The organism is Pseudomonas sp. MF6747 (assembly GCF_963890955.1).
GTDB lineage: Bacteria > Pseudomonadota > Gammaproteobacteria > Pseudomonadales > Pseudomonadaceae > Aquipseudomonas.
In genome coordinates, this window is sequence record NZ_CAWPSZ010000045.1 from 1 (window position 1) to 14,097 (window position 14,097).

The window sequence follows — 14,097 nt, forward strand, 5'->3', positions numbered from 1 at the left end:
TGAATCCGTGGGCCGCCGTGACGGGCCATCCATGGCCCAACACGGCTAACCCGGCGTCCTGCCGGGTTACCCACGGATTCAAGCCTGCGTTCGGCCAGCGTGGTTGACGGGGCCTGTCAGATCAAAATCAAAAGCAGAGCACGGCGGCCTGGTAGCCGACCTGAGTGGTTGAAGCAAAAGCAGGGCAGAAGCACAGCAACACACTTCTATCTGATGCACTGCGATCCAAATGTGGGAGCGGGCTTGCTCGCGAATGCGGTGTGTCAGTCAACTCATGTGTCACTGACCCACCGCCTTCGCGAGCAAGCCCGCTCCCACAATTTGACCGAGTGCAGCCTCCACCACCGCAGTGCTTTGCTTTTCTGTGGGAGCTGGCTTGCCTGCGATGCAGACAACTCGGTCCATCAGGCCCACCGGGTTGATGCCATCGCAGGCAAGCCAGCTCCCACCTTCGTTCGGGCACACCGAGCCTAAGCGAGGTGCCGAGTGGTGGGGCAAGAGCCCTTTGGTTACTTTGGGGCTTTTCCAAAGTGACCCGCTGTAAGAGCGGAACCCATACCCGCCATCACCCAAATACCGGATATGCCCTCAGCGATGCTGAAACCTGGGCAAAGAAGCAATGCGTAACTTAGGCTCCTGCAACCGCGCCAAGTCCGTGGCAATCTGCGCCCGCCAGAAGTGCGCACCGGCCAGTTGCGCATCCACCCACGCCTGGCGCAGCAGCACCTTGGCCTTGTCCACCGACCCGTAGTTGCCCTGGCGCAGTGTCAGTTGGGCCTTGATCCGCAGCATCTGCGGCACAAACCAGCGCTCATGGCGGCCGATAGCCAATTGCAGCGTCTCCTCCAACACTTCCAGCGCAAGTTTTTCCAGGCCCAGGCGCGCCAACCCCAAAGCGTACTCACAACGAAACAGACTGTAGAGCTGACCATCGCCCTGGCCCTGCAGGTGCTGCAGGGCTTCGCCAAGTTGCGGCACGCCTTCTTCCGGCGAGCCCTGGCGGATCAGCAGGATGCTCTCGAAACACAGGCGAAATTGCCGCCAGATATGCAAGTCCTGGCGGGTGGTGCTGTCCTGCAGCAGGCCCAGGTAATACCGCATTTTCGGCAGGTTGGACGCCAGCAGCGCCAGGGGGATCGCCCCCAGGCACAAGGTGTACCAGAGGGTCGCCGGGTGATCGAGTGAGACCGCTTCATCGACGCAGGTGCCGATCAGCCGCAGGGCCGGGTCGACGTCGCCTTCCATAAATTGCACCTTCGCCTTGAGGCAGCGTGCGGCGATGCGCTGATCAAACAGCGCGTCGATGATGTGCGAGCGCGGGGCCGACGGTGAACCCAGGGCTTCGTCGATATTTTGTCGGGCGCCCGCCAGGTCGCCCATGTGAAACAGCACCACCGCCCGCATGCGCTTGCCCAGCAGTTGCTGGTTCCCGCTGTTGTTCAACGCAATGTAGCGCTCGGCCAACTCCAGTGCTTCGGCGTACTGGTTACACGCACAGCGATCACCCCAGAGCCCCCACAGCGCGCGAAGTTTGTGCTCGGCATCGCCGAGTTCGCGGCCGTCCTCGCGCACCTGGCGCCATGCTTCACGCAACGGGCCGCCGGTGCCGTCGGTGAGCATCAGCGCGCTGGCCAGCGCGGTGTTCAGCAGCATGCGTTGGCGCGTCGGCAACGGGGTGCTGGCGTCGCTGGCCAGCCCCTGGTCAACCCAGCTGCGGCACTCACTGACCAGCGACAGGCGCAGCCATAACGGTACGCCGCCCAACGTCAGTTCAATCCCCAGCGACAGGTTGCCGGTCGTTGAGTAGGCCCAGTCGAGTGCCGACCGCACCGTGTTGATCTCGGGGCCATACAGCGCGACCCAGGTTTGCGGTGACAGGCCATCCAGGGTCTGCCCGGCTTCCTGCAGCACCCCAAGGGCATAGCGCGCATGGCGTTCGGCGGTGGCGTTGGTTTCGCCCTGTTCGGCGAGCTTTTCCAGGGCGTAGGCGCGGGTGGTTTCCAGCAGGCGATAACGCTTGAGCAACTGCGATTCGCCGGCGATCAGCAGTGACTTGTCCATCAGGCTTTCGAGCAGGGGCAGGGCATTGCGCGGGTCGAGGGCGCTGCTGGCAGTCATGGCCTTGACGGCATCAAGGGTGAAGGAGCCGGTGAAGACCGCCAATTGGCGCAGCATCGCCTGCTCGTCGCCGCTGAGCATCGAATAGGTCCAGTCCAGGGTCGCGCTCAGTGAGCGATGGCGGGCGAGGGCGGTGCGCCGGCCGGTCATTTGCAGGCGGAAGCTGCCGTCCAGCAGGCCGACCAGGTCCTGGATGCCAAAGGTGCGTACCCGCGCGGCGGCTATTTCGATGGCCAGCGCATTGCTGTCGAGCTTGCGGCAGATGGCGCTGACGGCCGCCACGTCGGCGTCGTTGAATACAAAGTCGGGGTCAAGGGCGCGCACGCGCTCCACAAACAGGCGCACGCCGGACCATTTCAGGGCTTCGACGGCGCTGAGTGTCGTGTGTTCGTCGGGCACTTGCAGCGGCGCCAGGTCGTGCACGCGCTCGCCGTCGGCGCGCAGCGGCTCGCGGCTGGTGGTCAGCACGTAGCATTGAGGGGCACTGCGCAAGAGGGTTTCCACGGCATCGGCGGTGGCCGGCAACACGTGTTCGCAGTTGTCCAGTACCAGCAACAGGCGGCGGTCGGCCAGGGTGGCGGCGATGCTGTGCAGCGGCTCGTCGCTGACGGTCTGGATGCCCAGGGCGCTGGCAAGCATGCCGGTGACCCATTGCCCGCTGGTGGCCGGCGCCAGGTCGACGAAGCAGGTGTCCAGCTTGAGTTGGTTGGCTAACTGATGGGCCACGGCCATGGCGACGGTGGTCTTGCCGATGCCGCCAGGGCCGGTGATGGTCAAGAACCGCTGGTTCAGCACCTGGTCGGCAAGGCTGTCGACCAACTCATCGCGGCCAATCACTTCGCAGGACGGCGGCGCGACAGAGGGCTCATGGACGCGCGCGTGGGGCACCGGCAGATTGTCTTCGCCGGCCGCCTGCACGGTCACCGGCGCCACGAAGCGATAGCCGCGGCCCGGCACCGTGACGATATAGCTGAAGTTGCCATCGTCGCCCAAGGCCCGGCGCAGCGCGACGATCTGCGCGCGCAGGTTGCATTCCTCCACCACCACCTTGGGCCAGGCGAACGAGATCAGCTCGGCTTTCTCCAGCAGTTCGCCGGCGCGGGTGGCCAGGGCAATCAGCAAATACAGGGCGCGGCTGCCCAAGGTGACGGGCTCACCGTTTCGCAGCAATACGTGCTGGCGTGCGAGTAAGAGGAAGGGGCCAAAACCAAGGGCGCTTTCGGCGCACGCCGGGGCCAGGGGTTCTGCGTCCATGAAGGACACTGCGTGGTTCTTGCTCGAGCTCATCAATTCGTCCTTTTTATAGTCAGGCTTGTTATTGGCGATCAGGCCATTCGCCCTTTTGGGTACAGATGTGCAGCAGCAGTCTTGGAAAGTTGATGTCGATCAAAAAGTCGGGAAAGGTCGCCCTCCTTTGGGGCGTTGTCGTTTTTATTGGCGTGCCACGGATTGTGTTTCAGTTGATGAGACTGTCTCAAAGCTGAAACATTTTATTACCAGAAACAGGGATAAAGCAGAATGTATGCCAGTTGGCATGTAACAAAGATGACAACAACCGCATGAAATTTATGGTGATTTTTAGGGTCGTCGAGGCCGCCTGAAGGGCTTCGTTCGGAAAGGCGAATATTTCTAATTGTGTCGTTCGGGATGCCGAATAAATCGGCGCCTATTTGGCGGTGGGTTATCCACTGTGTATCGCTGTGTATCCGCGCACCACCTTGATACACCGGCATGACGTTCTGTCGTGTTTGCGACACAGAGCGGATACACGCCTGGCTTTAACTCTGTTCACCAGCCGGCGCTGGCGGTCACGCACCGCCATTCGCGCCCTGGTCACACTCAGTCAAGCCAGGAGATACACCGATGAAGCGTCCTTACGCTGCCCTTGCGGCAACCCTCGCCCTGTCCCTCAGCGCCTTCGCGGCGGTGGCTCATGCCGATGAGCCCAAACCTCAGGAAAAGTGCTTCGGCGTGTCCCTCGCCGGCGCCAACGACTGCGCTGCCGGCAAGGGCACCTCGTGCGCCGGTACCGCCACCGCCGACTATCAGGGCAACGCCTGGGTGCTGGTGGACAAAGGCACCTGCACCCAGATCAAGACCCCCAAGGGCTACGGCAGCCTGACGGAACAGCCGTGATCCAGCGCCTGCTGCCCCAGGCACTGCTGTTGCTGGTGGCGCGGCTCGCGATCGCAGCGGTGTTCTTCCTGTCGGGGCGCACCAAGGTCACGGGTTTTCTGAACCTCAAACCGTCGACCTACGCGCTGTTCCGTTCCGAATATGCCTTGCCGTTGATTCCGTCGGATTGGGCTGCACACCTGGCCACCTACGCCGAACACCTGTTCCCGCTGCTGCTGGTGCTGGGCCTGCTGACGCGTCCGGCCGCGGCCGCGCTGCTGGGCATGACCCTGGTGATCGAGGTGTTTGTGTACCCCGACGCCTGGCCGGTGCACCTGACCTGGGCGGGCCTGTTGCTGCCGCTGCTGGCCTATGGCGGCGGAGCCTGGTCGCTGGACCGCTTGCTGTTGAGCAAACCTTTACAACCCTGATGGAGAGTCCCGATGCGAATGCTTTCTTCTCTGGCCATTGCGATGGCAATGACCGTTCCGCTGTTGGCCCAGGCGGCCGACACCGTGCAGCCCGGCACCGGCAAAAGCGTGGTGATCGTGCCCGGTTCGTTTGTCGACGGGTCCGGCTGGCGTGTGGTGCACGACATCCTGATTCACAAGGGCTACAAGGTCACCGTGGTGCATCAAAGCCACGAGAACCTCGCCGCCGACGTGGCTGAAGCGCGCGAAGTGCTCGAGCAGCAAGTGGGGCCGGTGGTGCTGGTGGGCCACAGCTCCGGTGGTGCGGTGATCTCGATTGCCGGCGATCGCGACAAGGTCAAGTCGCTGGTCTACGTCTCGGCGTTCCAGCCGGAAGTGGGCGAGAACATGGCCCAGCTGATTGGCTCCATGCCCGCGCCCAGCGATGACATCAAGCCAAGCCGCGATGGCCACTTGTTCTTCGACCGCACTCGGTTCAACGCCGACTTTGCCGCCGACCTGACCACCAACCGCACCGACTTCATGGCCGCTTCCCAAGTGCCCGCCACCACCGCGCTGTTCGGCGGCACCGTGTGGGCTGCGGCCTGGCACAAGAAGCCGACCTATGCGGTGGTGTCCACCGACGACCGCGCACTGAGCCCCGCGCTGCAACGCTGGATGTACCAGCGGGCCGGCTCCAGGGTCACCGAAATCAAGGCCAGCCACTCGGTGTACATCGCCCAGCCTGAGGCTGTGGCGAAGGTCATCGAAGACGCGGCGTCTGTCATCAAGTAACCCACACACCCACACAGGAAAACACCATGAACACTGCACTCAAATCCCGCTTGAGCCTCGCCGCTGCCGCCGCCCTGATCGCTATGGCCTCGGCTTCATTCGCCAGCGCCGCCAGTGCCGCCGACCAGCAGGAAAAACCCGGCCGCTGCTACGGCGTCAACAGCTGCAAGGGCGAAAGCCTGTGCGCCACCGCCAAGCACGACTGCAAGGGCCTCAACAGCTGCAAGGGCGAGGGCGTGATCGTCAAGACCCCATCCGAATGCCTCAAGGCCGGCGGCACCCTGACTGAACCGAAATAAACCATCACCCCTTGCCGGCGCGGGCTTGCCCACGAAGCGCGTTAACGAGGACGCGGGCGTGCAGACAGTGCACAGCGTGTTCAAGTTTTTCGCGTGCAAACCCGCGCCTGCAGTTTTACTGGAGAGCCGCCATGCTGACATCCAACCCGCCCTTTTCGGGCTATGGCCTGGGCCTGCGCAAGGAACACTACTGCGATTTCCTGGAGACCTCGGTGCCCGTGGATTTCGTCGAAGTGATCTCCGAGAATTTCATGGTCGCGGGCGGCCAGCCCCGTCACATCCTGCGCCAGATCCGCGCACGGCACCCGGTGGCATTGCACGGGGTGTCGATGTCCATCGGCAGCGCTGAAGGGCTTGACCCACACTACCTGCAGCGCCTCAAGGCGCTGGTCGATGAAATTGAGCCGTTGTTTGTGTCCGACCACTTGAGCTGGTCGCGCAGGGGCAATTTCAATGCCCACGACTTATTGCCGGTGCCCTACACCGAGGAGGCGCTGGACCGGGTCTGCGCCAATATTCATCAGGCCCAGGAAGTACTCGGCCGCACGCTGCTGGTTGAAAACCCGTCCAGTTACCTGGCGTTTGATGGCGCGTCCATGAGCGAGTGGGACTTTATTGCCGCCATGGCCCGGCGTACCGGCTGTGAGCTGTTATTGGACGTGAACAATGTGTTTGTCAGTGCCAGCAATCATGGCTTCGATGCGCTGGCGTTCCTCGCGGGCATGCCTGCCGAACGCGTGCGCCAGGTGCATTTGGCCGGCCATAGCCAGGGCCGCGCGTTGTTGATCGACAGCCACGACCGCCCGGTGTGTGCCGGGGTGTGGGAACTGTATGCCCACGCCATCGCGTTACTGGGGCCGGTGGCGGTGATGATCGAGCGCGACGATGAGCTTCCACCGCTGGCCGAGTTGCTTCAGGAGCTGTCCACGGCCCGTGCCTTGGCAGCGCAGCAATGAACCTGGCCGAGTGGCAGCAGGCGTTTCGCACCTGGCTGGTGAGCGCCTCGGACGAGGCCGCGCAGGTGCTGGGCAATCACCGCGCAGGCCTGGCGGTGTACCAGAACAACTACCGTGCGCAATTGGTGGGTTGCCTGGAGCAGGCGTTCCCGAACCTGCGTCGATGGCTGGGCGATGAGGCCTTTCTGGCGGCCAGCATTGCCCATATCGACCAGCATCCGCCGCATGCCTGGACGCTGGACGCGTATCCCGAAGGTTTCTACGCGACGCTGAAGACGGTGTTCCCGCACAACCCCGATGTGCATGAGTTGGCCTGGATCGAGTCGGCGTTGAATGAAGCGTTCGTCGCCGCCGATGCGTCGCCTGTGCCCGTGCCCGCGTTGGCTGAAGTGGACTGGGACAGCGTGGTTTTGCAGTTGACCCCGTCGCTGCGTTGCCATGCCTTGACCACCAATGCCGAGGCCATATGGTCTGCGCTGTGGCAGGAAACCGAACCGCCCGAGGCGGTGATGCTGGAGGAGGCGGGCGGCTTGTTGGTCTGGCGGCGTCAGTTCACCTCGCGCTTGCGTCAGGTGCAGGCGCTGGAGCTTGACGCTTTGTTGCATGTGCAGGGCGACGGCCGTTTTGCAAGGTTGTGTGAATTTTTGGTGGCGCGCCTGGGCGAGGAGGCGGGCGTGGTCCGGGCCGGTGAATACCTGGCCGCATGGCTGGGCAGTGAGTTGATTGTGGGGGCCGTGGCGAGTGAATAACCTGTGGCGAGCGGGCTTGCTGTGGGGGGCTGGCTCAGTGTGATGGAGGCTGACCTTTTGTGGCGAGCGGGCTTGCCCCGCGTTGGGCTGCGAAGCGGCCCCAAAGGCGGCCAACCGGGTTTGTCAGATACACCACAGCGACTGCCAGGGCAGCGCTCCGCACTCCAGCGCGGGGCAAGCCCGCTCGCCACAGTCATGCCGCACTTCATCGTGAGCCCGCTCGCCACGACGTTGGCGGTGGCAAACATGAAAACTCTGACAGCCAGGCAATTGGCCACTGAAAAAATCCGCGTCTGCCCGTACTCTAGGGGCCTTTGTTACCAGCGCCGGATTGTTCATGTCTTCTGTTGCCGATGGGTTGCCCTCCAATAAACGCTTGCCGGCCGTAATCGCCCTTTCTTTGGGGATCGGCATGGCGACCCTCGACACGGCCATCGTCAACACCGCGCTGCCCACATTGGCCGAAGGCATAGGCACCGACTCGGCCTCGGTGATCTGGGTGGTCAACGCCTACCAACTGGCGATTATCGCCACGGTGCTGCCATTCGCTTCGTTGAGTGATGTGTGGGGGCACCGTCGGGTATACCTCGGTGGGTTGCTGCTGTTTATTGTCTCGTCGCTGTTTTGCGGGCTGGCCGGGTCGTTGCTGACCCTGACGGCCGCGCGCGTGGCGCAAGGCCTGGGCGCGGCAGCGGTAATGAGCGTGAATACCGCGTTGCTGCGGCATATCTACCCGGCAAAAATGCTCGGGCGCGGCCTTGGCTACAACTCGCTGGTGGTGGGGCTGGCGTTCACCCTCGGGCCGACTGCCGCGTCGGCGATTCTGTCGGTGGCAAGCTGGCACTGGCTGTACCTGATCAACGTGCCGCTGGGCCTTTTGGCCCTGGGGCTGGGCCTGCGTTCATTGCCGACATTGCCCATGACCGGTCACGCGTTCGACCGCCTCGCCGCGCTGCTGTGTGCCGGGTTGTTCGCCTTGCTGGTGCTTGGCCTGGGCACGGCGGTGCACGGCGCCCAGGGCGCACTCATCCTGGGCCTGATCGCCGTGGCGCTGGTCTGCGGTGCGTTACTGTTGCGCCGCCAGGCTGGGCACCCGGCGCCGATGCTGGCTCTGGATCTGTTCAAGCGCCCGGTGTTTGCGCTGTCTTCCCTGACTGCGATCTGTGCGTTCAGCGCCCAGGGCCTGGCCTTTGTGTCATTGCCGTTTCTGCTGCAGGCGGTGCTTGGTCATAGCCAGGTGGAAACCGGTTTTCTGATGACGCCGTGGCCGGCCGTTGTTGCGGTCATGGCCCTGGTCGCAGGGCGCCTGGCAGACCGCGTGTCGCTGGGCGTGTTGTGCGGCATCGGCCTGTTGCTGCTCAGTGCGGGGATGGCGGCGCTGGCAACCCTGGGCAGCGGCGCGTCGGCCTTTGATATCGGCTGGCGCATGGCGCTGTGCGGCGCCGGGTTTGGCTTTTTTCAATCGCCCAACCTCAAGGCGATCATGACCAGCGCACCCTTGGCCCGCAGCGGCGGGGCCAGCGGCATCGTGGCGATCTCGCGGCTGCTGGGGCAAACGCTGGGGGCGTCATTGGTGGCGTTGTGTTTTCACCTGTCCCTGGGCAGTGGCCCGCAATACGCGCTGTGGCTGGGTTGCGTGTTTGCGTTGGTGGGCAGTGTGGCCAGCGGTCTGCGTTTGCTGCCCTATGAGAAAAAGGCGTGATGGGGCGTTGTAAAGTCCGCCGTGGGAAGGCTAACGTGGCGGCCTGAATATTTCAGGATGTTTCAGCTTTATGTCCAGCCTGGCCCAACGCACTGCCGATACCACGTCCCGACGCGCCGCGCTGACCCTCGCGTTATGCCTGCCCAGCGACGTGTTGCTGTACCTGCTGTTGCCGATGGAATCCCAGGCCTTTGGCATCACGCTGGCGCAGGCCGGGGTGTTGTTGGCAGCTAACCGCCTGGTGCGGATTTTTGGCTATCGGCATGTGCTCAATTTCTATGCGCGCAACGGTGACCGGCTGACGTGCATGATTGCTGCCGGCGCGGCGACGGTGTGCGCCCTGGGCAACTCGCTGCTGTCGGGGTTCGCTGCGCTGCTGGGCTTGCGGCTGATCTGGGGCCTTTGTTTTGCCGCGTTGAACCTGTCGACCCAAGTATTGGCAACGTCCGAGCCCGCTGGTGCAGCCCGCCGGGCGGGGCGTTCACGCGCGATGATCGCCCTCGGCCCGATGCTGGCACTGCCGCTGGGTGGCTGGTTGACCTTATGGGCAGGCCCACGCCCGATCTTTGTGATGCTTGCCGGCTGCTGCCTGGCGGGCTTGTGGGTGGCGCGTGGCTTACCCACCGCCGGGCATGATTTGCACAGCACCGGGCGGCGCTTCAAGTGGCCCGACAGTGTGGCGACCTGGTCGTTTATCGAAGGCGTGGCGCTGGACGGGCTGTTTATTTTTGGCCTGTCGATCCAGGCGCAGAAGATTCTCGGCGGCGATGCGGTGCTGATCGCCGGCGGCTTGATGGCCCTGCGGTACGCCTCGGAAATGCTCCTGAGCCCCCTGGGCGGCCGTGCGGCGCAACGCTTTGGCGCCACGTCGATGCTGTTGCTGTTTTCATTCTTGAGTGCCCTGGCCCTGACTGCGTTCGGCAGTTATTGGGTGATCGTCGGCGCGGCGGCGGTATTGGTGCTGCGCGCGCTGCAACTGCCGCTGGTGACCACCCTGGTGGCCGAGCGCAACCCAGGATCGATGCGCGTCTCGGCACTGGCGTCGAACGCGGTGTGGCGCGATGTCGGCGCGGGCCTCGGGCCGTTACTGGCGGGCCTGTTGCTGCCGGTGGCGTCAGCGCCGTGGGTGTTCGGCCTGGCGGGCGCGGCCATCGCGGTGAGCGCGGTATTTTGCTGGCGCACTCAGGTTTCCAACTGACCAGGTGAGGTGGTGTGGTGTCCCTTCAAGAAGATTTCGTGCGGGTGCTGGATGAGTCGTATCGACACTGGAGCGGCCAGGGGCTGCCGGCGCCGGAGCACCTCAACGCGCAGCAGCGCCTGAGCTGGCTGCACGCCCACGCACCCTATAGCCTGCTGGCCCACGACGGCGCCGCCGACCCGCGTTTTACCTACGCCAATGCGTGCGCGTTGCAGTGCTTCAAATACCCTCGCGAGACGTTTATCGGCATGCCTTCACGCTTCAGCGCCTCGGAACGTGATCGCGCCGAACGCCAGGTATTGCTTGAGCAGGTGACCGCCCATGGTATCGCCCAGGGCTACAGCGGCTGGCGCGTGGATGCGCACCATCAGCCGTTCATGATCTACGCCGGGGTGGTCTGGACCTTGCTCGACAAGGCCGGCCAGCCGTGTGGGCAAGCCGCGCTGTTCTGGCCGGATGAACAGCGCATCGGCGTGCTGGCTTAGGCGCTTTTAAGGCTGTCCAGCCATGCGGGATCGAGGCGGGTTTGCTCGGTGTCGATGCCCAGTGCCTGCATCTTCGCCTGGTGGGCGTCGATCTCGCCGACCAATTGCGCCTGGGCACTGGAGTTGGCGTCCAGCGCATGCATCTGCGTGAGCCCCAAGTGGTAAAAACGCAACAGCTTGATCGCCGCCGGGTCGTTGGCCTGCACGCCTTCGGTGACCTTGTGCATCACGTTGGTCACGCTCATCAAACTGCGCTTGAGCTGCCAGCCATACACCGCCGGCGCGAGCCAGGGCTGGGTCCAGAACGGGCCGCGCACCAACGCGACGGTGATCAACACCCCGGCAAACACACCGCCGACGTTGAAGCGCAAGTTGTCACCGCCGGGTTCGCCGAACAGCATGACCGCCAGGCTCGACAGCAGCATTGCCAGGGCCACGAACAGCACGGCAATGATCAGGGTGCTGCGGCGGGTCTGCTGGCGGAAAGTGGCGGGATCACAGGGTTTGAGCTCGAACATCCGGGTCTGGTCTCAAGAAGGGGCGGGGTGGCATCTTCGCATGCTTTGCGCAATCAAGTTGAACGATGGCTTCGCGCGGTTTCTCTACATCTGTGTAGCCCCCGTGAGGTAAACCATCATGCCCGAATACAAACAGCCGCCGCCCGGCACCCCTGACCCTGACCGCACACCCGGTGAAGAGGAGCGCGACAACGATGCGTTGCGCCCCAACGACCCGGCGGAGCGTCAGGACGACGATGTGGAACAGGTCGAGCAAGACCTTGAACACCTTCATGACAAAGCCCGCCCGCTTTAAAACAAGGAGATCGCCGTGAGTAATCCCCCGCAAGGCCCGCGTTCAGACGAGCATGGCAGTGGCAAGGACGAACTGGGTTTTGACCCGGATTCCCCCGATGTGGCCGACCCGCAAGTCGACCCAGTCGGCCCTGCGATCGCGCCGTTGGACAAGGAAAAACAGCCGAAAAAAAAGCCGCCCTATGATCCGCTGGGCGACTTGAAAACTACTTGAAGAAACACGACAAGCCCCGCCATTGCGGGGCTTGTGCTTATTTGGGTGGCACCCAGGTGACGTCGGTAATACCGAACTTTTCCGCCCAGGGCCGGGTGGTTTTTTTCACCTGCTCGTGACCCACACGCCCGATGCGGCTGACATGGGCGATGTCGGCATCCACCGCGGCCCAATGCCACGCCTCGGCGTTGTTCATCACTTCCGCGCGCACCACAAAGGACTTCGGTTGGCCGTGAAGCTGGTAATTAATGGTGTAGATTTTTGCGGTACTCATGTTGCCTCCCTGTCTTGTTATAGATGGATAGGTGAGTGTTCAAAAAGGTTCAGTCAAAATGACAAGTCGCGCATTGGCCCGGCATAGTGAGCGCTTCGCCCCGCGCTCAAGGATCGCGCCATGCCCCGTTTGACTCATCGCCAGCTTTACCTGCAACGCCTGGGCTACGACACGCCGCCGCCGCCGACCCTGCAAACCCTGCAGCAATTGCAGCTGCGCCATGTGTGCACCTTTGCCTTTGAAAGCCTGTCGACGTTGCTGCGCTGCCCGGTGCCGATCGACTTGCCGAGCATCGAGCAAAAGGTGCTGCTCGATGGGCGTGGCGGGTATTGCTTTGAATTGAACCACTTGTTTCTCGCGCTCTTGCAGGATTTGGGTTTCGAGGCGCGCGGTCTCACCGGCTGGGTCGTGATGGGCGGGCCGGTAGATGCGCGCACCGGGCGCACCCATCGCCTGAGCCTCGTCACCCTGGAGGGCGTGCGCTATGTCACCGACGTCGGCTTCGGCGGCATGGTGCCGAGCAGCCCCTTGCAACTGGACACCGAGGCGACCCAGGCCACCGCCCACGAACCCTATCGGCTGACGTTCAATGGCGCCGATTACACCTTGTGGGCCAAGGTGGGCGAGGAGTGGCGTGGCTTGTATGTGTTTGACCTGCAGGTGCAGGCGGACAGGGACTATGAAATCGGCAACTGGTACGTGTCGACGCACCCGGATTCGGTGTTTGTTGGCCAATTGAAAGCTGCACTGCTCGCGCCGGGTAAACGCTACACATTGAACAACGCCCACTATGCGGTCCACTGCCTGGATCAGCCCAGTGAAAAGCGCGCAATCGCGAGCGTCGATGAGCTGCTGGCAGTGCTGCATGACACCTTGGGTATTCGCCTGCCGGCGCATCCTCTTCTTCGCGAGAGCCTTAATGGCCTAGTGATGGCAATTTCCAAAGAAGCTTGAGATAGAGCCTGCGCTGAAGCGTTTTTTCTCCAAATCGATGCAAATTAAATCGAACCTTTCGCGAAAGCCGAGGTTCGAAGCGATTCCTGAATAATTTGCTCACCAGACAAGGAGATTTAAAAAGATGTCCAAGCTATTCGGAAAATTCCTCAAGGGCTCCTCGCTGTTGGCGCTGGTCGCTGCGCCTGCCGTGGTGTTCGCCGCTGCACCGACAGGCCCGATTTCCGTTTTCGGTCTGCAGGGCAGCTACAACGACTTCAAACTTGAAGGCGGCAGCGAAAGCGACAAAGATCACATGCCTGAAGCGGGCCTGTTCTACAACTTCGGCAACAAGCTCACCGCTGAATCCGGCTTTATCTACCAGGCCGGGATCGAAGCCAAGTACGGCGAGAAGAGCGACAACAAACTCAAGGAAGGCCAGGCTGACCTGGACCTCGGCTGGCGTGCCGCGCTCGACGCGCGCAACTTTGTCGACGTGATTGTGGGTGGCGGCTATACCTGGACCCGCTACGAGCCGGACACCAATGACTACGACGTCAAGCTCACCAACAAGTCGCCGTTCGCCAAGGCGGCCCTGGGTTACAACCACCAGTTCGATGACATGACCCTGCGCGTCGAAGCCGGTGCCCGTCGTACCATCGACGGCCGTGCCAAGCTCAAAGTCGATGGCGTGGGCAGCGACACCGTGGACCTCAAAGACCGCACCAACCCTTACGCTGAAGTCAGCCTGCTGATGAACCAGAAAGGCGACCTGCCAGTGATGGCGGGCCTGTACTACACCCGTACCGAATACAAGCTGGACGACGACTCCTATGTCGCCGACAACACCAAGCTCAAGCGTGACGAGTACGGTTTCAAGGTCGGTATCGCGTTCTAAGCGAACCTCAAGGATGCGGGGTGGCCAACGCCCCGCATTCGACTGTCCCACCAAGCCCCCTTTGTGTCCGCCAAAACCCTCAACGCCGTGGCGTCGCTGCCTTAGTGTGCAAGCAGCTTCCACAGCCTAAGAAGAGAGG

The 14,097-nt window shown here is 62.9% G+C and carries 16 protein-coding genes; 13 read left to right on the plus strand and 3 right to left on the minus strand.

Annotated features, from left to right (window positions below; translation table 11 throughout):
- Nucleotides 1-588: 588 nt before the first annotated feature.
- Nucleotides 589-3,405 carry an ATP-binding protein gene (locus tag AACW30_RS24000; protein ID WP_200623609.1) on the minus strand — a complete coding sequence of 939 codons (2,817 nt, stop codon included), beginning with the start codon at nt 3,403-3,405 and terminating at the stop codon, nt 589-591.
- A 576-nt stretch (nt 3,406-3,981) separates the two neighbouring features.
- Here AACW30_RS24000 and AACW30_RS24005 point away from each other — a divergent pair.
- The 9 genes from AACW30_RS24005 to AACW30_RS24045 all read left to right on the plus strand — a co-directional run bounded on the left by AACW30_RS24005 (nt 3,982) and on the right by AACW30_RS24045 (nt 10,827).
- Nucleotides 3,982-4,254: a BufA1 family periplasmic bufferin-type metallophore gene (locus tag AACW30_RS24005; protein WP_106579920.1), complete on the plus strand. Its 273-nt coding sequence runs from the start codon at nt 3,982-3,984 to the stop codon at nt 4,252-4,254.
- Entirely contained in the window at nt 4,251-4,664 is a 414-nt protein-coding gene (locus AACW30_RS24010; protein WP_200623610.1) for a DoxX family protein, read from the plus strand. Before AACW30_RS24005 ends, AACW30_RS24010 begins: the two co-directional genes overlap by 4 nt.
- 12 nt (nt 4,665-4,676) lie before the next feature.
- Nucleotides 4,677-5,438: an alpha/beta fold hydrolase gene (locus AACW30_RS24015; protein WP_200623611.1), complete on the plus strand. Its 762-nt coding sequence runs from the start codon at nt 4,677-4,679 to the stop codon at nt 5,436-5,438.
- 26 nt (nt 5,439-5,464) lie between these two features.
- Complete coding sequence (bufA2, locus tag AACW30_RS24020) at nt 5,465-5,737, plus strand: BufA2 family periplasmic bufferin-type metallophore (RefSeq protein ID WP_017137586.1); 273 nt, start codon at nt 5,465-5,467, stop codon at nt 5,735-5,737.
- A gap of 131 nt (nt 5,738-5,868) precedes the next feature.
- Entirely contained in the window at nt 5,869-6,693 is an 825-nt protein-coding gene (gene bufB / locus AACW30_RS24025; RefSeq protein WP_124417883.1) for an MNIO family bufferin maturase, read from the plus strand.
- Nucleotides 6,690-7,442, plus strand: coding sequence for an HvfC/BufC N-terminal domain-containing protein (locus AACW30_RS24030; RefSeq protein ID WP_200623613.1), 753 nt, complete (start codon nt 6,690-6,692; stop codon nt 7,440-7,442). Before bufB ends, AACW30_RS24030 begins: the two co-directional genes overlap by 4 nt.
- Nucleotides 7,443-7,779: 337 nt before the next feature.
- On the plus strand, nt 7,780-9,144 hold the full coding sequence (locus tag AACW30_RS24035; RefSeq protein ID WP_200623614.1) for an MFS transporter: 1,365 nt from the start codon (nt 7,780-7,782) through the stop codon (nt 9,142-9,144).
- Between the two features lie 70 nt (nt 9,145-9,214).
- On the plus strand, nt 9,215-10,342 hold the full coding sequence (locus AACW30_RS24040) for an MFS transporter (RefSeq protein ID WP_106579913.1): 1,128 nt from the start codon (nt 9,215-9,217) through the stop codon (nt 10,340-10,342).
- Between the two features lie 17 nt (nt 10,343-10,359).
- Nucleotides 10,360-10,827 (plus strand): MEKHLA domain-containing protein, encoded by a 468-nt coding sequence (locus tag AACW30_RS24045; RefSeq protein WP_237266737.1) that lies wholly within the window; start codon nt 10,360-10,362, stop codon nt 10,825-10,827.
- On the opposite strand, the gene AACW30_RS24050 is transcribed toward AACW30_RS24045, so the two are convergent.
- The gene (locus AACW30_RS24050; RefSeq protein WP_106579912.1) at nt 10,824-11,345 is read right to left on the minus strand and encodes a DUF3087 domain-containing protein; all 522 of its coding nucleotides are present in this window, start codon (nt 11,343-11,345) and stop codon (nt 10,824-10,826) included. The genes AACW30_RS24045 and AACW30_RS24050 overlap by 4 nt on opposite strands.
- 118 nt (nt 11,346-11,463) lie before the next feature.
- On the opposite strand from AACW30_RS24050, the gene AACW30_RS24055 reads away from it, so the two are divergent.
- Nucleotides 11,464-11,640, plus strand: a complete 177-nt coding sequence (locus AACW30_RS24055) for a hypothetical protein (RefSeq protein ID WP_164487946.1) — start codon at nt 11,464-11,466, stop codon at nt 11,638-11,640.
- A 15-nt stretch (nt 11,641-11,655) separates the two neighbouring features.
- Nucleotides 11,656-11,853, plus strand: a complete 198-nt coding sequence (locus tag AACW30_RS24060) for a DUF6021 family protein (RefSeq protein ID WP_124417880.1) — start codon at nt 11,656-11,658, stop codon at nt 11,851-11,853.
- Between the two features lie 37 nt (nt 11,854-11,890).
- Here AACW30_RS24060 and AACW30_RS24065 read toward each other — a convergent pair whose 3' ends face one another.
- Nucleotides 11,891-12,127 (minus strand): DUF6555 family protein, encoded by a 237-nt coding sequence (locus tag AACW30_RS24065; RefSeq protein ID WP_106579910.1) that lies wholly within the window; start codon nt 12,125-12,127, stop codon nt 11,891-11,893.
- Between the two features lie 120 nt (nt 12,128-12,247).
- Here AACW30_RS24065 and AACW30_RS24070 point away from each other — a divergent pair, with 120 nt between their 5' ends.
- Both AACW30_RS24070 and AACW30_RS24075 read left to right on the plus strand, forming a co-directional pair.
- Nucleotides 12,248-13,081 carry an arylamine N-acetyltransferase family protein gene (locus tag AACW30_RS24070; protein ID WP_200623615.1) on the plus strand — a complete coding sequence of 278 codons (834 nt, stop codon included), beginning with the start codon at nt 12,248-12,250 and terminating at the stop codon, nt 13,079-13,081.
- A 124-nt stretch (nt 13,082-13,205) separates the two neighbouring features.
- The gene (locus AACW30_RS24075; RefSeq protein WP_119736339.1) at nt 13,206-13,958 is read left to right on the plus strand and encodes an outer membrane beta-barrel protein; all 753 of its coding nucleotides are present in this window, start codon (nt 13,206-13,208) and stop codon (nt 13,956-13,958) included.
- Nucleotides 13,959-14,097: the final 139 nt, after the last annotated feature.